Source organism: Zavarzinia compransoris (assembly GCF_003173055.1).
Classification (GTDB): Bacteria; Pseudomonadota; Alphaproteobacteria; order Zavarziniales; family Zavarziniaceae; genus Zavarzinia; species Zavarzinia compransoris.
The window spans coordinates 468945-490428 of sequence record NZ_QGLF01000005.1 but is presented as its reverse complement, the minus strand read 5'-3'; the positions used below and the strand labels follow the sequence as shown (position 1 = coordinate 490428).

The window sequence follows — 21484 nt, the reverse complement described above, 5'->3', positions numbered from 1 at the left end:
CCATCGCAAGGCGATTTTGTCTTACGCCTTGCGTCGATCCGGGCGCCGTATCGAGCAGGATCGCATGAATCCTCAGCACATTCCGCCCCGGCCGGACTGGCCCCGCCCCGAGACCCCGCGCAACTACCTCTTCCTCCAAGGACCGCTCGGCCCCTTCTTCCGCCGCCTGGGGCGCAGCCTGCGCCGGCGCGGGCACCGGGGTCACCAAGGTCAATTTCAACGGCGGCGACTGCTACGACTGGCCGTTCGGCGGCGCCCGCTGCTATCGCGGCACCGTCGCCGCCTGGCCGGATTTCGTCCTCGCGCTCGCACGCCGGCAGGACGTCACCGATATCGTCCTGATCGGCGATTGCCGCCCGCTCCATATCGCCGCCGTCGAGGCGCTGCGCGCCTGGCGCCCGGAAATCCGCGTCCATGTCTACGAGGAGGGCTACATCCGGCCCGACTGGGTGACGCTGGAAGACTCCGGCGTCAATGCCCGCTCGCCCATGCCCCGCCGCGCCGAGGCGATCCTGCCCCTGCCGGAAGCCGCCATGCCCCGCTACGGCGTTGCCGTCGGCGCCTCGACCGTGCGCATGGGGATCCGGGCGATGTTCAGTTATTTCGCGATGTTCCTGCTCGGCTTCCTGTTCCGGAACTACGAGCACCACCGCCCCGACGGCCCCCTGCGCGAGGCCGGCCTGTGGCTGCGCCGGCTCGGCGGCCGCAACCTCCGCCAGGCCGAGGCGGCCGCGCGCGAGGCGGCGCTCTACAGCGAGCGGAAGCCCTATTTCCTCGTCCTGCTCCAACTCAATGTCGACAAGCAGATCGTCTTCCATTCCCCCTTCGCCAACATGCAGGCCTATCTGGAGCGGGTCTGCCAATCCTTCGCGGCCCATGCCCCGCCGGACTCCCTGCTGGTGGTGAAGGCGCATCCGCTCGACAACGGCCGCGACGACCATGAGGGCGATCTTGCGGCCCTGGGGCAGCGCTTCGGCATCGCCGGCCGGGTCCGCTTTATCGACGGCGGCAATCTGATCGGCCTGCTGGAGGGCTGCCGCGGCGCCGTCACGGTGAATTCGACCGCCGGCATTTCGGCGCTGCACCGGTCCATCCCCCTGATCGCCCTGGGCCATGCCCTTTTCGACCTCCCCGGCCTGTGCCACCAGGGCGGCCTGGACAGTTTCTGGACCGCGCCCGAGCCGGTGGACAGCCGGCTCTACCACGGCTGGCGCAACATGATCTCCCGCCGCTCCCAGGTGAACGGCAGCTTCTATTCCGACCGGGGCATCCAGATGGTCATCGACGGCAGCCTGCCGATCCTGGAAGGCACCGCCGGCCCGGTTCGCGACTGGCCGCCGCTGCCCGCCGCGAACCCGGTTGGCCCTAAGCCGGCCCCGTGATAGAAATGGGGCGGACATTTACAGGAATTTGTGAATGAAGGCATATTGGTGCAGGCTTGGGCTATTGTCCCTGTCGCTTATCGTCGGGGCCTGCAGCGCCCTCCCCACCTCGGGCCCTTCGGTCTCCAATATCCTCGATGAATATGACGACGTTCAGGATTCGGCGGACGGCCTGACGTCCACGATGCCGGCCCTGTCCTTCGAACTCGTCGACCTCAGCCAGCGGGTCGTCCAGGTCCTGCAAAGCCAGCCCGCCGACACGCTGCAAAGCAAATTCGGCGACTACCGGCCGTCCCCCGATGCCCGGATCGGTGTCGGCGACGCCGTTTCCATCGTGATCTGGGAAGCCGGCTCCAACCTCTTCGGGGGCGCTTCGTCCGCCCGCGGCCTGGTGGGCGCCGACCTCGCGGGCGTGGAGCCGAATACCTCGACCCAGGGCCAGATCCCGGAACAGATCGTGCCGCGCGACGGCAGGATCACCGTTCCCTTCACCCCCAGCCGCATCCCGGTGGTCGGCCGCACGCCCGTCCAGGTCCAGGAAGCCATCATCGCCGCCCTGCAGACCCGGACCGCCGATCCCCAGGTGATCGTCGCCATCACGCGCAGCGGCTCCAATGCGGTCAGTGTGGTCGGCGAAGTGAAGGCCGGCGACCGGGTGCCGCTGTCGGTTCAGGGCGACCGCCTGCTCGACGTCCTGGCCAAGGTCGGCGGCGTCTCGGTCCCGGTCAATGAAGCATCGGTGATCCTGACCCGCGACACGACCACGGTCGAAGTGCCCCTCGCCCGCATCCTCGCCGACTCGCGGGAAAACATCTTCATGCGGGGCGGGGACATCGTCACCGTCGTCCGCCGCCCCAAGGCCTATTCGGCGCTGGGGGCGACCGGGGCCAATTACAACATCGTCTTCGGGGGCGATACCCTGTCCCTCTCGGAAGCGATCACCAAGGCCGGCGGCCTGCAGGATTTCCGCGCCGATCCGGAAGGGGTCTTCCTGCTCCGCTACGAGCGCGCCGACCTGGTCAGGGCGTTCAAGCCGGACACCAAGATCGCCACCGGCGACGAACCGGTGCCCACGGTCTATGCCGTCAACATGCGCTCGGTCGCCGGCATGTTCCTGGCGCAGAATTTCGAGATGCGGGACAAGGATGTCCTCTTCGTCTCCAATGCCCCGCTCACCGAGATGCAGAAGCTGATCCAGCTGATCCAGGGTGCCGCCCAGCCCGTGGCGACCGGTGCCGGCATCTCCAACGCCTTCGGCGGGAACTGACCGCCGTCCCGGCGTGACCGTGGCGACAGGCGACGATCCCCGCCGGCGGCCCCCAGGCCACACGACAGGGGGCCGCATGATAGGGGGCCGCACGGTGGGGGGCGCGGTAGGGATCGCGTCCCCGGCCCTCGGCGACCGGATCGCCGATGTCGACCGTCTTCTCGCGGCGGAAGGGGGCGCCCGGCGACTTGCCCTGCGCCGGCGCCCGCCCGCGGGCCTGCGCTTCGTCGCGCAGTATCTCGACGACGACGAGGACCGGCGCGCCCTGGTCGAAGCCTATGCCCGGCGCTGGAACCTTCCCCTGCTGCCGCTCCGCTGCGGCCCGCTGGGCGCCCTGGTCACCCGTCCCGGGGAAACCGGGTTGCCGCTGCTCTCCCTCTTCGTCGGGCCGCGGCAGCCGGCCGACCTTTGCGCCGCCATGGCGGCCGCCAGCGCCGACCCGGCCCGGCGGGCGGCGGCCGAGACACTGATCGCCCGCCTGCGCCGGCATCGGCTCGGCCTTGCCAACCATGTGCCGCCGCCGCCAGCCGAGACGGCCCCCGCCCGTCCCGTCGTCCTCGTGGTCGACGAGCCCGCGCCGGCGGCGGCGATGGCGGCCATGCTGGCCACCGCCCGGGCCGAACACCCGGACGCGGAGATCCGCATCCTGCCCCTGCCCGGCCTCGACGGCCAGCCCCGGCCGGGCCCGCTGTCCCGCCTCGCCGCGGCCGAAGGCCTGCGGGTCGAGCGGCTGGACCGCCCCTCGGCCTGGATCCTGGCCGGGGCCCGCCGGGTCTTCGTCCATGCCCATATGCTGGGGCTGGAAGCCCTGATCCAGGGCGTGCCCGTCACCTGTTTCGGCTTTCCACCCTATGCCGGCTGGGGCCTGACCGACGACCGCGACGCCCTGCCTGCGGGAGCGCCACCCCCGGCGGATCTGCCCGCCCTGGTCGCTGCGCTTGCCGCCTTCTGCCGCTGCGCCTCCCCCTATGACGGGGCCCCGGCCGACCTCGATCTGCTCGCCCGCCACGGCATCGCCGTGCTTGCCCGCGACCGGGAAACGGCGGGCGAAACCGTGATGACCGGGCTGAAATTGTGGAAGCGCGCCAATCTCCGCCCCTTCCTGGACAGCCGCGCCGGGCGCCTGGGCTTCGCCGCGACGCCCGAAGCCGGGCTCCGCCTGCTGCGGCGGCGGGGCGGCGGCCGGCTCGCGGTCTGGGCCGCGCGGGAGGAGCCGGGGACGGCGGCCCTGGCGGCGGCCGCGGGCATTCCCCTGCTGCGGGTCGAGGACGGCTTCCTGCGTTCGGCCGGGCTCGGCTCCAATCACGTCACCGCTGCCTCCCTCGTCCTCGATCGCCGCGGCATCTACTATGATCCGGAAAGACCGAGCGACCTCGAACACCTGCTGGAAACCCACGATTTCGACCCGGACACCCTCGCCGAGGCCGAGCGCCTGATCCGCGTGCTCGTCGCGCGCGGCCTGACCAAATACAATGTCGGCCAGGGGGGAAGCGGCATCGTGCGGGCCCCGGCCGGGCGCCTGCGGCTTCTCGTGCCGGGCCAGGTGGAGGACGACGCCTCGATCCGCCGCGGCGCCCCGGACATGGGCGGCAATCTGGGCCTGCTGCAAGCAGCCCGCGCCGCCTGTCCCGAAGCCTGGATCGTCTACAAGCCGCACCCGGATGTCGAGGCGGGCAACCGCAAGGGCCTGATCCCGCGCGATACGGCACGCCGCCTTGCCGATCAGGTGATCGACGATGCCTCGGTCGCCGCCCTCTTCCCCGAGGTCGACGCCATCCACACCATGACCTCCCTGGTCGGCTTCGAGGGGCTGCTGCGCGGCCTTGCCGTCACCACCTATGGCCTGCCCTTCTATGCCGGCTGGGGCCTGACCGAAGACCGCCGGTCCTGCCCCCGCCGCCACCGCCGCCTCAGCCTGCCGGCACTGGTGGCGGGCAGCCTCTTGCTCTATCCCCGTTATGTCGATCCGGTCAGCAGCCTGCCCTGCGACGTCTGGACCGTGGTCGAGCGCCTGTCCGGCGCCGGGACCGCCGCCGCGAAGCTCGGCGGCGGCCAGGCCGCGCGGGGGCTGCACCTGATCGGCGCCCTGGCCCGCTCCCTGCTCGGCCGCTGACCCCCGCCCCGCACGGCGCAGGAGCGGAATGAACGTTCATTCCGCTCGGATGATCCGAATTCTGCTTCGGCTGCGACTTTTCACGCCGCCGCCACGAGGTGCGGTGAGGCGATCAGCGCCTCAGCCGGCAGCCGCCACTCGGCATGCAGCAGGCGGATCATCTGGATGGTGAAACCGCGACGACGGTTCATGATTTCAGATGCTCTGGACTTGGACCCCAGAAGGGCGGCCAGATCGGACTGCGTTCGGCCGGTCGCCTCCATATGCGCTTTCAGGAAGTCGATGGGATCGATCGGCGGCAGAGGAAATCGCCGCGCTTCATAGGCCTCGATCAGGGTTGCGAGCACGTCGAGCTTATCGGCCTCGGGGGTACCTGGGGCCGCATTCCAAAGCCGCTCGACTTCCTGAAGGGCGGCAGCATGGTCGGCATCGGAGCGGATGGGGCGAATATCCATGTTCAACCTCCTAGAGCATCGTCAGGCGAAGTTGAAACCGGTTCGCCGTCTGACGATGCGTAAAATCAATGAACTGGAGCATGTTCGGAATGACGGTCATTGCGAACATGCTCTAGAACTGGGAAACAGTCAGGGCATCGACGCGGTCATAGTCCGCGTGGGTGCCGATGAATTTCACGAAGGCAATGCCGGCAGTGAAATTGAAGGCGACGATCAGGCGATAGCTGCCCCCGGCAATTTCGAAGCGGACACGCTCGGCATTCAGGACCTTGGCCTTGGTGAAGGACGACAGCACATCCTGCGTCGCTTTCCACGGGGCGATCCTGGCCACCTCCAGCCAGTGAACGATTGATGGGGCAGTCTCCGGGTGGGCAGCGGCAAACTTGGCCAACGTGCTGACGGCGATGATCCTCATGGGGCTTCTATAGCAAGTTCCATACTATGGAACAAGCGAAAGTTCCAGATCATGGAACTGCCGCAACGGCCAGGGCGCCCCTGACCGGGCACCAGGCCGTTGTCCCTCGCTCTCGCCGGAGGACAGCAGGAGCGGAATGAACGTTCATTCCGCTCCTGCGCCTGCGCCGGTCGGGCCGGCGGGTCTCAGCGGTCCAGGCCGCCCAGCAGCATATATTTGGTCTCGACGAATTCGGCGATGCCGTGCGGCCCGCCTTCCCGGCTGTTGCCGCTTTCCTTCACGCCGCCGAAGGGCGCCAGTTCGGACGACAGCAGCCCGGAATTGATGCCGACCATGCCGTATTCGAGCGCTTCCGCCACCCGGAAGATGCGGCCGATGTCGCGGGCATAGAAATAGGCCGCCAGACCGTATTCCGTATTGTTGGCCGCCTCGACCACCTCGTCCTCGCTATGGAAGCGGAAGACCGGGGCGACCGGGCCGAAGATTTCCTCCCGCGCCACCGTCATCGCCGCCGTGACCCCGGCCAGCACGGTCGGCTCGTAGAAAGTCCGGCCCAGGGCGTGGTGCCGGCCGCCGGTGACCGCCGTCGCCCCCTTGGCCGTCGCATCGGCGACGAGGCGCTCGACCTTGGCCAGGGCGTCGGCGGTGATCAGCGGGCCCTGGGTCACGCCCGGCGCCGTGCCCTCGCCGACGACCAGCGCCGCCACCCGTTCCGCCAGCCGGGCGACGAAAGCGTCATAGACCCCGTCCTGGACATAGATCCGGTTGGCGCAGACGCAGGTCTGCCCCATGTTGCGGAACTTCGAGATCATGGCGCCCTCGACCGCGGCATCGATATCCGCATCGTCGAAGACGATGAAGGGGGCATTGCCGCCAAGCTCCAGCGCCACTTTCTTCACGCCGCCCGCAGCCTGCCGCATCAGGAGCTTGCCGACCTCGGTCGAGCCGGTGAAGCCGACGACGCGCACTGCCGGATGGCCGGTGAAGACCTGGCCGATCGCCGGGGCATCGCCGGTCAGCACGTTGAAGACACCGTCCGGTATCCCCGCCCGCTGGGCCAGCACCGCCAGCGCAAGCGCGGTCAGCGGCGTTTCCGGCGCCGGCTTCACCACCGCCGTGCAGCCGGCGGCCAGCGCCGGCGCGATCTTCCTCGTGATCATGCCGGCCGGGAAATTCCACGGCGTGATCGCGGCGACCACGCCGGCCGGCTGGCGCGCCACGATGATGCGGGCATCCGGCCGGTGCGAGGGCACAGTCTCGCCATAGATCCGCTTCGCCTCTTCCGCGTAATATTCGACATAGGACGCGGCGTAATCGATCTCGCCCCGCGCCTCGGCCAGGGGCTTGCCCTGTTCCGAGGTCAGGATCAGGGCAAGGTCCTCGCGGTTAGCGATGATCAGGTCGAACCAGCGGCGCAGGATCGCGCCGCGTTCCTTGGCGAGCTTCTTCGCCCAGGGCTTGAAGGCCCGGGCCGCGGCCTCGACCGCCCGTGTCGCCTCCGCGGCACCGAGATGGGCAACGTGGCCAAGCAACGCGCCGGTGGCCGGGTTGTGGACGGCATCGACGCCGGCCCCCACCCATTCGCCGTCGATCAGGCTCCGGAACTCCAGGAGTTCCGGGTCCTTCAGTACGAGAGTCATGACGTCACGCCCCCAGGTAAGCCGCGGCGAGCGCCGCCTCGAGCTTGTCCAGCCCCTCGTCCAGCACCGCGTCGGAGACCGTCAGCGGCACCAGGACGCGGATGACATTGCCGTAGACGCCGCAGGACAGGAGAATGAGGCCGGCATCGATCGCCGCTGCCGTAACCCGCTTCGTCGCATCGGCATCGGGCTCATAGCTGCCCCGGCTCTTCACGATATCGAAGCCGATCATGGCGCCCGGGCCGCGGATGGCGGTGACGGGCACGACATCGTTGCGGGTGCCGATCCTTGCGACGCGGGCCTTGATCCGCTCGCCGATGGCATTGGCCCGGTCGAGCAGCTTTTCCTCGGCGATCACGTCGAGGACGGCGAGCGCCGCGGCGCAGGAGACCGGCGAACCGGCATAGGTGCCGCCGATGCCGCCCGGATCGGCGGCATCCATGATCGCCGCCTTGCCGATCACGCCCGAAATCGGGAAGCCGCCGCCCAGCGACTTGGCGACGGTGACGAGATCGGGCTCGACGCCCGAATGCTCGATGCCGAAAATCCGGCCGGTGCGGGCGAAGCCGGTCTGCACCTCGTCGGCGACCAGCACGATGCCGTGGTCGTCGCAGAGCTTGCGCAGCGCCTCGAGGAGTTCCTTGGGCGCCGGGTAGAAGCCGCCCTCGCCCTGCACCGGCTCGATGATGATGCAGGCGACCCGGCTCGGCTCGACATCGGCGCGGAACAGGAATTCCAGGGCGCGCAGCGAATCCGCGACCGAAACGCCATGGTCCTCGACCGGGAAGGGAATGTGATAGACCTCGCTCGGCATCGGGCCGAATTTCTTCTTATAGGGCAGGGTCTTGCCGGTCATGGCCATGGTCATCATGGTGCGGCCGTGGAAGGCGCCGGTGAAGGCGATGACCGCCGAACGGCCGGTATGGGCGCGGGAAATCTTCACCGCATTCTCGGTCGCCTCGGCGCCCGTGGTGAAGAACACGGTCCGGGCCGGGCCCTTGAACGGGGCAAGCGCATTCAGGCGCTCCGCCAGTTCGACATAGCCCTCATAGGGCGCCACCTGGAAACAGGTATGGGTGAACCTGTCGAGCTGGTCCTTCACCGCCGCGATCACCTTGGGGTGGCGATGGCCGACGTTCAGCACCGCGATGCCACCGGCGAAATCGATGTAGCGCTTGCCCTCGACATCCCAAAGCTCGGCATTCTCGGCCTTTTCCGCATAGACCGGATAGGCGACGGAAACCCCGCGCGGCGTGGCGGCCTCGCGGCGGGCAGTGAACTCGGCATTGGTGGCCATGGCGGCATCCCCCGGGGATTGAAGATGCCGAAGTGTGCGGCCGGGCCGGGGCCGGAACCATCAGGTTTTATGCGCCGATTGGTGCCTTAAAAACACCAATTATCCCAGCTTCGCCCGCTGATAGGCGCCTGGCGCCACCCCCACCCTGGACTTGAAGGCGCGGTTCAGGTGGCTCTGGTCGCAGAAGCCGCAGGCGAGCGCGACATCGGCCGGCGGGCGGCCGGCGGCCAGCAGGCGGCGGGCGGCCTTCACCCGCCGGTCGGTGAGCCAGGCATGGGGGGTGAGGCCGGTCTCGCGGCGCAGGGCGCGGATCAGGCGGGTGCGCGGCAGGCCGGCCACTGCGCCCAGGGTGGCAAGATCCACCGTCCCGGCATAATGGCTGTCGAGATAATCGAGCGCCCGGGCCACGGCAGGCGCTTCCCGCCCCGCGTCCCGGCGCAGGCCCGCCGCCACCGGCCCGGCCCGCTCGCCGTGGCGGGCGATCACCGCCGCCATGGTGCCGATCATCGCCTGGTCGAGGGCGAGGCGATCCGCCCCTGCCTCGGCCGCGCTGTGCAGGGCGACGAGACGGGCGGCAAGCGCCGGGTCGCGGATCAGGGCTTTCGGGAAATGCGGCGCCGGCAGCGGCCGTTCCGCCACCTCGCCCGCGATCAGCGCCAGCAGCGCCGGGCCCGGATATGTCATGCGATAGACATAGCCGCCGGGGGCGGGTGCCCCGTCATGGACCACGCCCGGATCGATCAGGATGATGTCGCCGGCCCCGGCCGCCCCGCGCTCGCGCCCAATGCTGAACAATTCGTGCCCGGCGGTAACGACCCCGATCACATAATCATCATGGGCATGGGGCGCATAGGCGTGGGTGTGAAAGCGCGCGACCAGGCATTCCGTCGCCGCCGCCCCCGGCAGGTGGAAGAAGCGCGCCGCCTCGCCGGGGCCGAGAAGGTGGTCGAGCGGCGCGCTCACGTCCCGCCCTGATCCCTGCGCTTCTGCCGCAAGTCCGCCCAATGGTCGAGGCGGCGGCGGATCTCGTGCTCGAAGCCCTTGCCCTTGGGATTGTAGAACTGCCGGCGTTCCATGGCCTCGGGGAAATAATCCTGGCCCGAGAATTCGTCCGGCGCATCGTGGTCGTAATTATAGCCGGCGGCATAGCCGAGATCCTTCATCAGCCGGGTCGGCGCATTCAGGATATGCTTCGGCGGCATCAGGCTGCCGGTTTCCCTGGCCGCCGCGCGGGCACCGTTATAGGCCTTGTAGGCGGCATTGGATTTGGGCGCGGTCGCCAGATAGATGACCGCATTGGCGATCGCCAGTTCGCCTTCCGGACTGCCCAGGAAGTCATAGGCGTCCTTGGCGCCATTGGCGACCACCAAGGCCTGGGGATCGGCGATGCCGATATCCTCGACCGCGAAACGCACCAGCCGGCGGGCGATATAGAGCGGTGCCTCGCCCCCGGCCAGCATGCGCGCGTACCAATAGAGCGCCGCATCGACGTCCGAGCCCCGCATCGACTTGTGCAGGGCCGAGATCAGGTTGTAATGGCCTTCCTGCGCCTTGTCGTAGAGCGGCGCCCGGCGCTGCACGATCTCGGTCAGGCCCGCGATGTCGAGCGGCGCCGCGACCTCGATCGTCAGCAATTCCTCGGCCAGGTTCAGGAGATAGCGCCCGTCGCCGTCCGCCATGTCGATCAGGGCGGCGCGGGCCTCCGCGGTCAGCGGCAGGGGCTTTTGCAGCAGTGCCTCCGCCCGCGCCAGCAGGGCTTCCAGCGCCTCCGCCTCCAGGCGATTGAGAACGAGGACCTGGGCGCGCGAGAGCAGCGCCGCATTCAGTTCGAACGAGGGGTTTTCCGTCGTCGCCCCGACCAGGACCACGGTGCCGTCCTCGACATAGGGCAGGAAACCGTCCTGCTGCGCCCGGTTGAAGCGGTGGATCTCATCGACGAACAACAGGGTGCGCCGGCCCATGCGCCGCCGCTGCCGGGCCGCCTCGAACACTTTCTTCAAGTCGGCGACGCCGGAGAAAACGGCCGAGATCTGATCGAAGTCATAGCCGGCGGCCTGGGCCAGCAGGCGGGCGATGGTCGTCTTGCCCGTGCCCGGCGGCCCCCAGAGGATGAGGGAAGACAATCTTCCCGCCTTGATCATCCGGCCGAGCGGACTGTCGGCCGCGACCAGATGATCCTGGCCGACGACATCCTCGAGGCGGGCGGGGCGCAGCCGGTCGGCCAGCGGCCGGCCGGCGTCGTCGGAGGCCGGCTGGGCCGCCGCCCCCTCTCCCGGCCGGGGCTTCGGCCCCAGGCCCGCCGCCTCGAACAGGTCGCTCATGGTCGCTGCCGTTCAGCGGGGCAGGATGGTCGAGATTTCCCGGCCGCCCCGCTCGATGGTCAGGGCCCAGGCCCGGCCGCGGGCGCCGATGGCGTCGACCAGGTCCTTGGTGCTGGCGATGGCGAATTCATTCACCTTCAGGATCCGGTCGCCCACCTTCAGCCCGACCCGGTCGGCCGGGGTATCGGCGGCGATTTCCGTGATCACCACGCCGGTGGCGCCGCCGGTGCTGCGCCCGATCTCCTCGGCGACCGCGGGCGAGAGATTGACCACGGTAATGCCCGAGAAGGGGTTGCGCCCGTCGATCGTCCGCTTGTCCCGGGCCGGCACTTCCGGCGGCGCCTCCAGGGGGATGGTCACTTCCAGCGCCTTGCCCTGGCGCCACAGGCCGAGGGTCAGCTGGCCGCCGACGTCATGGGTGGCAAGGCGGAAGGACAGGGCATCCTCGTCGGTCACCGCGTGGCCGTCGACGGACAGGATGACGTCGCCGACCTTGATCCCGCCCCGTTCCGCCGGGCCGCCCTTGACCAAGCCATTGATCAGCACGCCGCGCGGCCGGTCCAGGCCGAGGCCGGCCGCCAGGTCCGAGGTGATCGGCTGGCCGTTGGCGCCGAGCCACGGCCGCACGATCCGCCCGCCGCTGCGCGCCGCCGCGATCACGCTGCGCACCATCGACGACGGAATGGCGAAGCCGATGCCGAGCGAGCCGCCGTCCCGCGAATAGATCGAGGAATTGACCCCGACGAGGCGCCCCTTCAGGTCGATCAGCGCGCCGCCGGAATTGCCGGGGTTGATCGCGGCATCGGTCTGGATGAAGAAGCGGTAGTCGGACACCCCGACCTGGGTCCGCGCCACGGCGGAGACGATGCCCTGGGTCACGGTCTGGCCGACGCCGAAGGGATTGCCGATGGCGAGCACGATATCGCCCACCTCGACCGCATCCGAATCCGCCAGGGTCAGGGTCGGCAGCACTTCGCCCTTGGGATCGAGTTTCAGCACCGCAAGGTCGGTGCGCGGGTCGGCGATCTGCAGCTTGGCGTCGAATTCCCGGCCGTCCGACAGGGCGACGGTGATCTCGTCCGCCCCCTCGATCACATGGTTGTTGGTGACGATGGTGCCGTCGCTGCCGACGATGACGCCGGAACCGAGCGAGCGTTCCACCCGTTCCCGCGGCATGCCGCGCATCTGGTCGCCGAAGAAGCGGCGGAACATCGGATCGTCCATCAGCGGGTTGCGCACCGCGACGGTCTTCCGGGTATAGATGTTCACCACCGCCGGCGTCGACGCCTTCACCACCGGCGCGAAGCTGAGCAGCACCTGGGCTTCCGACTCGGGGGTGCTGCGAAGCTCCTCCGCGGCAGCCGGGGCGGTGCCCAGCAGGATGGCAAAAGTGGCGGCGACGGCCGCGTTCAGCAGTCTCTGCACGGAAGGTCTCCGGAACGAAAAAGGGCAGCCCATGGGGCTGCCCTTTTCTCTTACCACTAAGGCTGCTTCAGGGCAGCCCCATGGATCATTCCTCGCCGGCGGCGACGGTCTGCACCGGGCCCGAGTCCAGGCCCTTGGCCGAGACGTCGCGATCGACCAGTTCGATCACCGCGAGCGCAGCCGCATCGCCGCGGCGGAAGCCCGCCTTCAGCACGCGGGTATAGCCGCCGGCGCGATTGGCATAGCGCGGGCCGACGACGTCGAACAGCTTGCCGACGACCGCTTCGTCATAGAGCTGCGACAGCGCCTGACGGCGGGCGTGCAGGCCGCCCTTCTTGCCGAGGGTGATGAGCTTCTCGACATAGGGACGCAGCGCGCGGGCGCGCGGCAGGGTGGTGGTGATCTGTTCGTGCTTCAGCAGCGACGCGGCCATGTTGGCGAACACAGCGCGGCGGTGCGAGGCATCCATGCCGAGCTTCACTCGGGCGACGCGATGGCGCATGGGACTCTCCCGTTCCTAATCCAAAGAGGGGGCGCGTGCCCGGCCTCAGAAATTGTTCTCTTCGAGGCGCTTTGCCAGTTCCTCGATGTTCTCCGGCGGCCAGTCCGGCACTTCCATGCCGAGATGCAGGCCCATCTGCGCCAGAACTTCCTTGATCTCGTTCAGCGACTTGCGGCCGAAGTTCGGGGTGCGGAGCATTTCCGCCTCGGACTTCTGGATCAGGTCGCCGATGTAGACGATGTTGTCGTTCTTGAGGCAATTCGCCGAGCGGACGGAAAGTTCCAGCTCGTCGACCTTGCGCAGCAGATTGCGGTTGAACTTCGGCTCCAGCGGCGCAGCCTCGCGCACTTCCTGGCGCGGCTCCTCGAAGGAGATGAAGCGCTGCAGCTGGTCCTGGATGATGCGCGCGGCAATGGCGACGGCACGATCCGGCTCGATCGAGCCATTGGTCTCGACCTGCATGACCAGCTTGTCCAGCTCGAGGTTCTGGCCTTCGCGGGTATTCTCCACGCGATAGGCGACCTTCTTCACCGGGCTGTAGAGGCTGTCGACCGGGATCAGGCCGATCGGGGCATCTTCCGGACGGTTGCGGTCGGCCGGGACATAGCCCTTGCCGTTCTGCACCGTGAACTCCATGTGGATCTTCGCGCCGTCGTCCAGGCTGCACAGCACGAGATCGGGGTTCAGCACCTCGATGTCCGACGGCACGGTGATCTGGCCGGCGGTCACTTCACCCGGGCCCTGGGCCTTCAGGGTCATGCGGCGCGGGCCTTCGGCATGCATGCGCAGCGCGATCTGCTTGATGTTCAGGATGATGTCGGTGACGTCTTCGCGAACACCCGGGATCGACGAGAATTCATGCAGCACGCCGTCGATCTTCACCGCGGTGACGGCGGCGCCCTGCAGCGAGGACAGCAGCACGCGGCGCAGCGCATTGCCCAGCGTCAGGCCGAAGCCCCGCTCCAGCGGCTGGGCGACGACGGTCGCAAAGCGGCGCGGGTCATCGCCCGGCGTCACTTCGATCTCGGCCTTCTTGAGGTTCTTCCAGTTGTCCTGAATCACGACTTCGACCTCATCCTATTCCAGCCCACGCAGGCCCAATGCATCCGGATCATCTGCGGGACGGGCGATAACGGGGGCCCGGTACACGGCGGCCCCAGCTTTCGGCCGGGGCCTGGCGAACGCCGGGGCGTCGGCCCCGGCCACGGCCGCGATCAGACGCGGCGACGCTTCGGCGGGCGGCAGCCGTTGTGCGGGATCGGGGTCACGTCGCGGATCGACGTGATCTGGAAACCGACGGCCTGAAGCGCACGAAGAGCCGACTCGCGGCCCGAACCCGGGCCGGTCACTTCGACTTCGAGGATGCGCACGCCATGTTCCTGCGCCTTGCGGCCCGCGTCTTCCGCGGCGACCTGGGCGGCATAGGGAGTGGACTTGCGGCTGCCCTTGAAACCCATCGTCCCCGCCGAGGACCACGAAATCGTGTTGCCCTGGGCATCGGTGATGGTGATCATCGTGTTGTTGAAGCTGGCGCTGACATGCGCCACGCCCGAGGTGATGTTCTTGCGCTCGCGGCGCTTCACCCGTGCCTTTTCAACGGCCATCTCTTAACTACCTTCCAAAGAACGCGCAGCGCGTCCGCTGTTCCCGAACGGGTGGGGCGCGGACGCGCCCCGTACCCTGATTACTTCTTCTTGCCGGCGATCGGCTTGGCCGGGCCCTTGCGGGTCCGGGCGTTGGTGTGGGTGCGCTGGCCACGCACCGGCAGGCCGCGACGGTGACGCAGGCCGCGATAGCAACCGAGGTCCATCAGGCGCTTGATGTTCATCGCGACTTCGCGGCGGAGGTCACCTTCCACCAGGTAGTCGCGGTCGATGACTTCGCGGATCTGCGAGACTTCAGCTTCCGAGAGCTGGTTCACCCGCTTGCCGTCGACAATGCCGACCTTCGCGACGATTTCCTTGGCCTTGAACGGGCCGATGCCATGGATATAGGTCAACGCGATCTCGACCCGCTTGTTGGTCGGAATGTTGACACCTGCGATACGAGCCACCGCTAACCTCTTCGTGACGTTCGGTTCGTCAATTACACTGGTCCAAGCCCTTCGCCGCTGCGCCCTGTCGCCGGCGAGACTTAGGAATCGTGTTCCAAAGACTCGCGCAAACGATTAGCGCGCCGCAGAGCTGGCCCTGCCGACGAGAAGGGCGGATTATATGAGTCGGCAGGTCCATGTCAATGACTCAAGCCGGGCCGAACCCCAGTTCCGCCTCGATCTGCCGAGTCACCTCGTCGATTTCCGCCATGCCGTCCACCGCGCCGAGCACGCCGCGCGCCGAATAATAGGGCAGCAGGGGCGCGGTCTGGGCGTGGAAGGCGCCGAGCCGGCTGCGCACGGTCTCGGCATTGTCGTCCGGGCGGCGCTTGAACTCGGTCGAGCCGCAGATATCGCAGACCCCGGCAACCTTCGGCTGCTGGAACTTGTCGTGATAGCCAGCATTGCATTTGGCGCAGGTGTAGCGGCCCGAGACGCGCTCCACCAGGATCTCGTCCTCGACTTTCATGTCGATGACGCGGTCCAGCTTCAGGCCGTTCTCGGCCAGCATCCGGTCCAGCGCCTCGGCCTGGGCCACGGTGCGGGGGAAGCCATCGAGGATGAAGCCCTTCTGGCAATCCGGCTGCTTGATGCGGTCGGCGATGATACCGACGACGATATCGTCGGAAACCAGCTGGCCGGCTTCCATGACGGCCTTGGCTTTCTTGCCGACCTCGGTCCCGGCGGCCACGGCTGCCCGCAGCATGTCGCCCGTGGACAGCTGCACCAGGCCGCGCGAACGCTCCAGACGCTGTGCCTGCGTACCCTTGCCGGCGCCCGGCGGTCCGAGAAGAATGAGATTCATTTCCCCCTGCCCTTCAACTTCGACTTGCGGATCAGGCCCTCATACTGGTGCGCAAGAAGGTGGCTCTGAACCTGGGCGACCGTGTCCATGGTCACGCTCACCACGATCAAGAGCGAGGTGCCGCCGAAATAGAACGGCACCGAATATTGGGTGATGAGAATCTCCGGCAGGATACAGACCGCCGAGAGATAAGCGGCCCCCACCACCGTCAGCCGCGTCAGAATATGGTCCAGGTGGTCGGCCGTGCGGCTGCCCGGCTTGATCCCTGGGATGAAACCGCCGTACTTCCGCAGGTTCTCGGCCGTTTCCGTCGGGTTGAAGACGATCGCGGTGTAGAAGAAGCAGAAGAAGACGATCCCTGCTATATAAAGCGCCATATAGAGCGGCTGGCCATGGGCCAAAAGTCTAGTCACGGTCTGCAGCCACTCCGGCCCGCCCGTGCCGGCGAAATTCGCCACGGTCACCGGCAGCAACAGCAGGGACGAGGCGAAGATCGGCGGGATGACGCCGGCGGTGTTCAGCTTCAGGGGCATGTGGGACGATTCGCCCCCGAACACCTTGTTGCCCTGCTGGCGCTTGGGATACTGGACCAGGATGCGGCGCTGGGCGCGTTCGAAGAACACGATGAAGGCGACGACGACCACGACCAGGAGCAGGATCGCGATGATCACGAAGGCGGACAGCGCCCCGGTGCGGCCCAGTTCCAGGGTATGGATCAGGGCGGTCGGCAGGGCGGCCACGATGCCGGCGAAGATGATCAGCGAAATGCCGTTGCCGACCCCGCGCGAGGTGATCTGTTCGCCCAGCCACATCAGGAACACGGTGCCGCCGGTCAGGGTGATCACCGCTTCCAGGCGGAAGCCGAGGCCCGGGTCGAGCACGGCGCCGCGGCCGTTGGCGGTCATGCTCTCAAGGCCGACGGCGATGCCATAGGCCTGGATCACGGCCAGGAACACGGTGCCGTAGCGCGTATATTGGTTCAGCCGCTTGCGGCCCGCCTCGCCTTCCTTCTTCAGCGCTTCCATCGTCGGGGAGATGGTGGTGAGCAGCTGCACGATGATCGAGGCCGTGATGTACGGCATGATGTTCAGCGCGAAAATCGTCATGCGCCCGAGGGCGCCGCCGGCGAACACGTCGAACATGCCGAGAATGCCGCCCTGGTTCTGCGCGAAGATCGCGGCAAGGGCGGCAGGATCGACACCGGGAATCGGGATATAGGTGCCCAGGCGATAGACGATCAGGGCGCCCAGCGTGAACCAGATCCGGCGCTTGAGTTCCGTTGCCTTGGAAAACGAGCTCCAGGAAAGGTTGGCTGCGAGCTGTTCGGCGGCGGATGCCATCGCAGTTCTCCTCGGGGCGATCAGGACCGGCGCTGCCGGCGCGCCCCGCGCAAGGGGACTTGGACACGAAATACAATCAGGCAGACAGACGAAAATCCGCGCGCCGGAACGGCCTGCTTGGTCGCAGTCCGTTCACCGGCGCGCGGATCAGCGCGATCAGGCGCGGGCAGCCTCGCGGGCTTCCTTCTTCGCGATCTGGGCCTTCCGGCGCACGGCCTTCTTGCCTTCCTTGCGCGGCACTTCGCGCTTCGGAATGATCGTGACCTTGCCGCCGGCCGCTTCGACCGCCGCGACCGCCGAAGCCGAAGCCGCGTCGACCTCGAAGTTCAGGGCGACCGTGATCTCGCCGTCGGCCAGCAGGCGCACGGGGAACCCGCGGCGAAGACCCAGCACGCCGGTCTCGGCCAGCACCGCCGCGGTGACGGTGGCACCGGCTTCGATGCGGCCGGCATCGACCGCCGCCTGCACCTTGCCGAGGTTCACCGGCAGATAGGCGACGCGGAACAGGTTCTTGAAGCCGCCCTTCGGCAGGCGGCGATGGATGGGCATCTGACCGCCTTCAAAGCCCTTGACGGCCACGCCGGAGCGCGCCTTCTGGCCCTTGACGCCGCGGCCCGACGTCTTGCCCTTGCCGGAGCCGATGCCGCGGCCGACGCGGATGCGCGACGGACGGGAACCGGGGTTATCGGCGATCTCTGTCAGTTTCATGTCTGAATCCTCACTCTTCGCGTGGTTTCGAGACGGCTTATTCAGCCGCCTCGACCTTCACGAGGTGTTTGACCTTCTCAATCATGCCACGGGTCGAGGGGGTGTCCTCGATCACGCTGACACGATGCAGCTTGTTCAGGCCGAGACCGACGAGGGTCGCTTCCTGAGCCTTGGGGCGCCGCGCCGGGCTGCGCACCTGGGTGAGTTTCACCTTGGCCATGCCGCCTTACTCCGCCTGGGCGTCGGCCGCATCGGCCTCGGCCTTGCGGCCGCCGACCAGATCCGACACGCGCTTACCGCGCTTCGCCGCCACCGAACGGGGCGACAGGCTGTTCTGCAGGGCATTGAACGTGGCGCGCACCATGTTGTGCGGGTTCGACGAACCCAGCGACTTGGTGACGACGTCATGAACGCCCAGGGTCTCGAAGACCGCGCGCATCGGGCCGCCGGCGATGATGCCGGTACCCGGAGGGGCGGCCCGGAGCACCACGCGACCGGCGCCGTGACGGCCCTCGATGTCGTGATGCAGGGTGCGGCCTTCGCGGAGGTGAACGCGGATCAGCTTGCGCTTCGCCGCTTCGGTGGCCTTGCGGATGGCTTCCGGCACTTCACGCGCCTTGCCGTGACCGAAACCGACCCGGCCCTTGCGGTCGCCGACGACGACCAGGGCCGCGAAACCGAAACGCCGACCGCCCTTCACCACCTTGGCGACGCGGTTGATATGCACCAGCTTGTCGACCAGTTCGTCCTGCTGGCGCTCGCCGTCATGTTGACGTGCCATTTGTTACGTCCTTTCCAGCAGGCTCAGAACTCGAGGCCGCCCTCGCGGGCACCCTCGGCCAACGCCTTCACGCGACCATGATAGAGGTAACCGCCACGGTCGAAGACGACCGTTTCGATCCCGGCTTCCTTGGCGCGCTTGGCGACCAGCAGGCCGACGGCCTTGGCCGCATCGACGTCCGCGCCGGTCTTGAGCGAGCCCTTCAGCTCCTTGTCGATCGTCGACGCGGCGGCGACCGTGCGGCCGCTCACATCGTCGATGATCTGGGCATAGATGTGCTGCGACGAGCGGAAGACGCTGAGGCGCGGCCGACCGTTCGCGAGTTTGCGCAGGCGGGTACGAGTCCGCTGCTGGCGCCGTTCGAAGGTGTCCTTGATCGCCATGGCTGTTACTTCTTCTTGCCTTCCTTGCGGAAGATCGTCTCGGTCGAATACTTGATGCCCTTGCCCTTATAGGGCTCCGGCCGGCGCCAATCGCGGATTTCCGCCGCGAACTGACCGACCTTCTGGGCATCGATGCCGGTAACCGCGATCAGGGTCGGCTTCTCGCACTTGACTTCGAGGCCTTCCGGGATCGGCAGCACGACATCGTGGCTGTAGCCGAGGTTGAGCTGAAGGTTCTTGCCCTGGACGGCGGCGCGGTAACCCACGCCGGTGATCTCGAGGTCCGTGCGGAAACCCTGGGTCACGCCCTTGATCATATTGTTGACCAGGGTGCGCGACAGGCCCCAGCGCTCGCGGGCACGCTTCTCGGCCGACCGGGGGGTCAGCGCGACGGCGTTGTTCTCCAGCTTCACCTCGATATCGTCGACGACGGTGAGGGTCAGCTGGCCCTTGGCGCCCTTCACGGCGACATTCTGGCCCTCGACGGTGACGGTGACGCCCGCGGGGACCTGGACCGGCTTCTTGCCAATACGCGACATGTTCAGTCCTCCTGGATCAGAACACGCGGCACAGCACTTCGCCGCCAACATTGGCAGCGCGTGCAGCGGCGTCGGACATCACGCCCCGCGGCGTCGACAGGATCTGGATGCCGAGACCGTTGCGGAAGCTCGGCAGATCCTTGATCGCCGAGTAGACGCGGCGGCCGGGACGAGAGATGCGGTCGATCGACTGAATCACGGGGAGACCCTCGTGGTACTTCAGTTCGATCTCGATTTCAGACGCGCCATTCTCGGCCGTCGAGGTCTGATAGCCACGGATGTAGCCTTCGGACGCCAGGACATCGAGAACACGGGCGCGCAGCTTGGACGCGGGGGAACGCACAGTCGCCTTGCCGGCGGACTGGCCGTTACGGATGCGCGTCAGCATATCGCCGAGCGGATCGCTCAGTGCCATCGCGGTTCTCCTTACCAGCTCGACTTGACCATGCCGGGGATCTGGCCGGCAGAGGCCAGGTCACGCAGCGCGATACGGGACAGCTTCAGCTTGCGATAATTGCCGCGGGCGCGGCCCGAGACTTCGCACCGCAGGCGGACGCGATTCTTCGCGCCGTTGCGGGGCATTTCGGCAAGCTTCAGGGTGGCGGCGAAACGGTCTTCGTCGGAGATCTGCTGATCCATGACGACGGCCTTCAGCCGGGCGCGCTTGGCGGCGTGCTGGGCAGCCAGCTTGGCGCGGCGCTTGTTCTTCTCGATGGCACTCGTCTTAGCCATGTGCCTATCCTCAGTTATAGAACGGCAGTTCGAAGGCGGCGAGAAGCGCCTTGGCTTCTTCGTTCTTCGTGGCCGTCGTGCAGATGACGATGTCCATACCGCGAACGGTGTCGACCTTGTCGTAGTTGATTTCCGGGAAAATGATCTGCTCCTTCAGACCCATGGCGTAATTGCCACGGCCGTCGAAGCTCTTCCCGTTCAGACCACGGAAGTCGCGAACGCGCGGCAGCGCGATCGTCACCAGGCGATCAAGGAATTCATACATGCGGTCGGCCCGGAGCGTGACCTTCACGCCGACCGGGGCCCCCTCGCGCAGCTTGAAGCCGGCGATCGCCTTGGTCGACTTGGTGATCACGGGCTTCTGGCCGGTGATCGCGGTCATGTTCTCGACCGCGCCCTGGATCTTCTTGCCATCGGTCGCGGCTTCGCCGACGCCCATGTTGATGACGATCTTTTCCAGGCGCGGAACCTGCATCACGTTCTTGTAGCCGAACTGCTCCAGCAGCTTGGCACGGATGACTTCGTTATACTGCCGCTTCAGACGCGGCTCGATGCGGGTATCAGACATCGATCACATCCCCCGAACGCTTGGCGACGCGAACCTTGCGGCCGTCCTCGAGCACCTTGAAGCCGATGCGCGAGGGCTTGCCGTCGCGGGGATCTTCAATGGCGAGGTTGGACACGTGGATCGGCGCTTCCTTCTCGACGATACCGCCCTGGTTCGTCTGTGTCGGCTTCGTGTGGCGCTTCACGACGTTGACGCCCTGGACGACGGCCCGCGCCTCGGTCGGCAGGACGCGAAGGATTTCACCCTTCTTGCCCTTGTCCTTGCCCGAAATCACGACGACCTTGTCGCCCTTGCGGATACGCAGCTTCTGATGATCCGGATGCGCAGTCATCACAGCACCTCCGGCGCCAGGCTGATGATCTTCATGTGGTTGCGGGCGCGAAGTTCGCGCACCACCGGCCCGAAGATACGGGTGCCAATCGGCTCGTTCTGCTTGTTGATCAGAACCGCCGCATTGGTGTCGAAACGGATGGCCGTGCCGTCGGGACGACGCACTTCCTTGGCCGTGCGGACGACGACGGCACGATGCACGTCGCCCTTCTTCACGCGGCCGCGCGGAATCGCCTCCTTCACGGAGACGACGATGATGTCACCGACGCTGGCATACCGGCGACCGGCACCGCCCAGCACCTTGATGCACATCACCCGACGCGCGCCCGAATTGTCGGCCACGTCCAGGTTCGTCTGCATCTGGATCATGTCTACCTACTCCTGAAAGT

Annotated in this window: 25 protein-coding genes and 1 pseudogene; 3 read left to right on the top strand and 23 right to left on the bottom strand. The window is 67.4% G+C overall.

Going from position 1 to position 21484, the window contains the following annotated elements:
* Nucleotides 1-68 precede the first annotated feature (68 nt).
* From DKG75_RS19305 to DKG75_RS23285, 3 genes are all read left to right on the top strand, one after another.
* Nucleotides 69-1382 (top strand): capsule biosynthesis protein, encoded by a 1314-nt coding sequence (locus DKG75_RS19305; RefSeq protein ID WP_109922790.1) that lies wholly within the window; start codon nt 69-71, stop codon nt 1380-1382.
* 64 nt (nt 1383-1446) lie between these two features.
* A complete protein-coding gene (locus tag DKG75_RS19300) occupies nt 1447-2649 on the top strand; it encodes a polysaccharide biosynthesis/export family protein (protein ID WP_166646277.1) in 1203 nt (400 codons plus the stop codon).
* Nucleotides 2650-2725: 76 nt separating this feature from the next.
* On the top strand, nt 2726-4762 hold the full coding sequence (locus DKG75_RS23285) for a capsular polysaccharide export protein, LipB/KpsS family (protein ID WP_133636718.1): 2037 nt from the start codon (nt 2726-2728) through the stop codon (nt 4760-4762).
* An 80-nt stretch (nt 4763-4842) separates the two neighbouring features.
* Here the strand turns inward: DKG75_RS23285 and DKG75_RS19290 are convergent, their stop codons facing one another.
* From DKG75_RS19290 to rplN, 23 genes and pseudogenes are all read right to left on the bottom strand, one after another.
* Entirely contained in the window at nt 4843-5217 is a 375-nt protein-coding gene (locus DKG75_RS19290; RefSeq protein ID WP_109922787.1) for a helix-turn-helix domain-containing protein, read from the bottom strand.
* Nucleotides 5218-5329: 112 nt separating this feature from the next.
* A complete protein-coding gene (locus DKG75_RS19285; RefSeq protein WP_109922786.1) occupies nt 5330-5632 on the bottom strand; it encodes a type II toxin-antitoxin system HigB family toxin in 303 nt (100 codons plus the stop codon).
* 185 nt (nt 5633-5817) lie between these two features.
* The gene (locus DKG75_RS19280; RefSeq protein WP_109922785.1) at nt 5818-7272 is read right to left on the bottom strand and encodes an NAD-dependent succinate-semialdehyde dehydrogenase; all 1455 of its coding nucleotides are present in this window, start codon (nt 7270-7272) and stop codon (nt 5818-5820) included.
* Between the two features lie 4 nt (nt 7273-7276).
* Nucleotides 7277-8569, bottom strand: coding sequence for a 4-aminobutyrate--2-oxoglutarate transaminase (gene gabT, locus DKG75_RS19275; protein WP_109922784.1), 1293 nt, complete (start codon nt 8567-8569; stop codon nt 7277-7279).
* 99 nt (nt 8570-8668) lie between these two features.
* Nucleotides 8669-9532, bottom strand: coding sequence for an AraC family transcriptional regulator (locus DKG75_RS19270; protein ID WP_208111893.1), 864 nt, complete (start codon nt 9530-9532; stop codon nt 8669-8671).
* The gene (locus tag DKG75_RS19265; protein WP_109922783.1) at nt 9529-10890 is read right to left on the bottom strand and encodes a replication-associated recombination protein A; all 1362 of its coding nucleotides are present in this window, start codon (nt 10888-10890) and stop codon (nt 9529-9531) included. The genes DKG75_RS19270 and DKG75_RS19265 overlap by 4 nt, the downstream gene beginning before the upstream one ends.
* Nucleotides 10891-10902: 12 nt before the next feature.
* Nucleotides 10903-12315: a DegQ family serine endoprotease gene (locus DKG75_RS19260; protein ID WP_243746408.1), complete on the bottom strand. Its 1413-nt coding sequence runs from the start codon at nt 12313-12315 to the stop codon at nt 10903-10905.
* A gap of 85 nt (nt 12316-12400) precedes the next feature.
* On the bottom strand, nt 12401-12817 hold the full coding sequence (rplQ, locus tag DKG75_RS19255; RefSeq protein WP_109922781.1) for a 50S ribosomal protein L17: 417 nt from the start codon (nt 12815-12817) through the stop codon (nt 12401-12403).
* Nucleotides 12818-12862: 45 nt separating this feature from the next.
* Entirely contained in the window at nt 12863-13879 is a 1017-nt protein-coding gene (locus tag DKG75_RS19250; RefSeq protein ID WP_109922780.1) for a DNA-directed RNA polymerase subunit alpha, read from the bottom strand.
* Nucleotides 13880-14031: 152 nt separating this feature from the next.
* Entirely contained in the window at nt 14032-14421 is a 390-nt protein-coding gene (rpsK, locus tag DKG75_RS19245) for a 30S ribosomal protein S11 (RefSeq protein ID WP_109922779.1), read from the bottom strand.
* Nucleotides 14422-14501: 80 nt separating this feature from the next.
* On the bottom strand, nt 14502-14870 hold the full coding sequence (rpsM, locus tag DKG75_RS19240) for a 30S ribosomal protein S13 (RefSeq protein ID WP_109922778.1): 369 nt from the start codon (nt 14868-14870) through the stop codon (nt 14502-14504).
* Nucleotides 14871-15057: 187 nt separating this feature from the next.
* Nucleotides 15058-15714, bottom strand: a complete 657-nt coding sequence (locus DKG75_RS19235; protein WP_109922777.1) for an adenylate kinase — start codon at nt 15712-15714, stop codon at nt 15058-15060.
* Nucleotides 15711-17054, bottom strand: coding sequence for a preprotein translocase subunit SecY (gene secY / locus DKG75_RS19230; protein ID WP_109922776.1), 1344 nt, complete (start codon nt 17052-17054; stop codon nt 15711-15713). Before secY ends, DKG75_RS19235 begins: the two co-directional genes overlap by 4 nt.
* Before the next feature lie 255 nt (nt 17055-17309).
* A pseudogene (rplO, locus tag DKG75_RS19225) lies at nt 17310-17762 on the bottom strand (50S ribosomal protein L15); the annotation flags it as partial.
* A 37-nt stretch (nt 17763-17799) separates the two neighbouring features.
* Nucleotides 17800-17982, bottom strand: coding sequence for a 50S ribosomal protein L30 (rpmD, locus tag DKG75_RS19220; RefSeq protein WP_109922774.1), 183 nt, complete (start codon nt 17980-17982; stop codon nt 17800-17802).
* A gap of 6 nt (nt 17983-17988) precedes the next feature.
* Nucleotides 17989-18543: a 30S ribosomal protein S5 gene (gene rpsE / locus DKG75_RS19215; protein WP_109922773.1), complete on the bottom strand. Its 555-nt coding sequence runs from the start codon at nt 18541-18543 to the stop codon at nt 17989-17991.
* A 23-nt stretch (nt 18544-18566) separates the two neighbouring features.
* Nucleotides 18567-18926, bottom strand: a complete 360-nt coding sequence (rplR, locus tag DKG75_RS19210; protein ID WP_109922772.1) for a 50S ribosomal protein L18 — start codon at nt 18924-18926, stop codon at nt 18567-18569.
* Between the two features lie 5 nt (nt 18927-18931).
* Nucleotides 18932-19465 (bottom strand): 50S ribosomal protein L6, encoded by a 534-nt coding sequence (gene rplF, locus DKG75_RS19205; RefSeq protein ID WP_109922771.1) that lies wholly within the window; start codon nt 19463-19465, stop codon nt 18932-18934.
* A 16-nt stretch (nt 19466-19481) separates the two neighbouring features.
* On the bottom strand, nt 19482-19880 hold the full coding sequence (gene rpsH, locus DKG75_RS19200; protein WP_109922770.1) for a 30S ribosomal protein S8: 399 nt from the start codon (nt 19878-19880) through the stop codon (nt 19482-19484).
* 11 nt (nt 19881-19891) lie between these two features.
* Nucleotides 19892-20197 carry a 30S ribosomal protein S14 gene (rpsN, locus tag DKG75_RS19195; protein WP_109922769.1) on the bottom strand — a complete coding sequence of 102 codons (306 nt, stop codon included), beginning with the start codon at nt 20195-20197 and terminating at the stop codon, nt 19892-19894.
* Nucleotides 20198-20207: 10 nt separating this feature from the next.
* Nucleotides 20208-20765 carry a 50S ribosomal protein L5 gene (gene rplE / locus DKG75_RS19190; protein ID WP_109922768.1) on the bottom strand — a complete coding sequence of 186 codons (558 nt, stop codon included), beginning with the start codon at nt 20763-20765 and terminating at the stop codon, nt 20208-20210.
* On the bottom strand, nt 20758-21096 hold the full coding sequence (rplX, locus tag DKG75_RS19185; RefSeq protein WP_109922767.1) for a 50S ribosomal protein L24: 339 nt from the start codon (nt 21094-21096) through the stop codon (nt 20758-20760). The genes rplE and rplX overlap by 8 nt, the downstream gene beginning before the upstream one ends.
* Nucleotides 21096-21464, bottom strand: coding sequence for a 50S ribosomal protein L14 (rplN, locus tag DKG75_RS19180; RefSeq protein ID WP_109922766.1), 369 nt, complete (start codon nt 21462-21464; stop codon nt 21096-21098). Before rplN ends, rplX begins: the two co-directional genes overlap by 1 nt.
* Nucleotides 21465-21484: the final 20 nt, after the last annotated feature.

Bases quoted from the DNA above. Each gene is read 5' to 3' on its own strand.
- DKG75_RS23285 (WP_133636718.1), top strand. From the start codon at position 2,726: ATGATAGGGGGCCGCACGGTGGGGGGCGCGGTAGGGATCGCGTCCCCG.
- DKG75_RS19290 (WP_109922787.1), bottom strand. From the start codon at position 5,217: ATGGATATTCGCCCCATCCGCTCCGATGCCGACCATGCTGCCGCCCTT.
- DKG75_RS19285 (WP_109922786.1), bottom strand. From the start codon at position 5,632: ATGAGGATCATCGCCGTCAGCACGTTGGCCAAGTTTGCCGCTGCCCAC.
- DKG75_RS19280 (WP_109922785.1), bottom strand. From the start codon at position 7,272: ATGACTCTCGTACTGAAGGACCCGGAACTCCTGGAGTTCCGGAGCCTG.
- gabT (WP_109922784.1), bottom strand. From the start codon at position 8,569: ATGGCCACCAATGCCGAGTTCACTGCCCGCCGCGAGGCCGCCACGCCG.
- DKG75_RS19265 (WP_109922783.1), bottom strand. From the start codon at position 10,890: ATGAGCGACCTGTTCGAGGCGGCGGGCCTGGGGCCGAAGCCCCGGCCG.
- rplQ (WP_109922781.1), bottom strand. From the start codon at position 12,817: ATGCGCCATCGCGTCGCCCGAGTGAAGCTCGGCATGGATGCCTCGCAC.
- rpsK (WP_109922779.1), bottom strand. From the start codon at position 14,421: ATGGCCGTTGAAAAGGCACGGGTGAAGCGCCGCGAGCGCAAGAACATC.
- DKG75_RS19235 (WP_109922777.1), bottom strand. From the start codon at position 15,714: ATGAATCTCATTCTTCTCGGACCGCCGGGCGCCGGCAAGGGTACGCAG.
- secY (WP_109922776.1), bottom strand. From the start codon at position 17,054: ATGGCATCCGCCGCCGAACAGCTCGCAGCCAACCTTTCCTGGAGCTCG.
- rpmD (WP_109922774.1), bottom strand. From the start codon at position 17,982: ATGGCCAAGGTGAAACTCACCCAGGTGCGCAGCCCGGCGCGGCGCCCC.
- rpsE (WP_109922773.1), bottom strand. From the start codon at position 18,543: ATGGCACGTCAACATGACGGCGAGCGCCAGCAGGACGAACTGGTCGAC.
- rplR (WP_109922772.1), bottom strand. From the start codon at position 18,926: ATGGCGATCAAGGACACCTTCGAACGGCGCCAGCAGCGGACTCGTACC.
- rplF (WP_109922771.1), bottom strand. From the start codon at position 19,465: ATGTCGCGTATTGGCAAGAAGCCGGTCCAGGTCCCCGCGGGCGTCACC.
- rpsH (WP_109922770.1), bottom strand. From the start codon at position 19,880: ATGGCACTGAGCGATCCGCTCGGCGATATGCTGACGCGCATCCGTAAC.
- rpsN (WP_109922769.1), bottom strand. From the start codon at position 20,197: ATGGCTAAGACGAGTGCCATCGAGAAGAACAAGCGCCGCGCCAAGCTG.
- rplE (WP_109922768.1), bottom strand. From the start codon at position 20,765: ATGTCTGATACCCGCATCGAGCCGCGTCTGAAGCGGCAGTATAACGAA.
- rplX (WP_109922767.1), bottom strand. From the start codon at position 21,096: ATGACTGCGCATCCGGATCATCAGAAGCTGCGTATCCGCAAGGGCGAC.
- rplN (WP_109922766.1), bottom strand. From the start codon at position 21,464: ATGATCCAGATGCAGACGAACCTGGACGTGGCCGACAATTCGGGCGCG.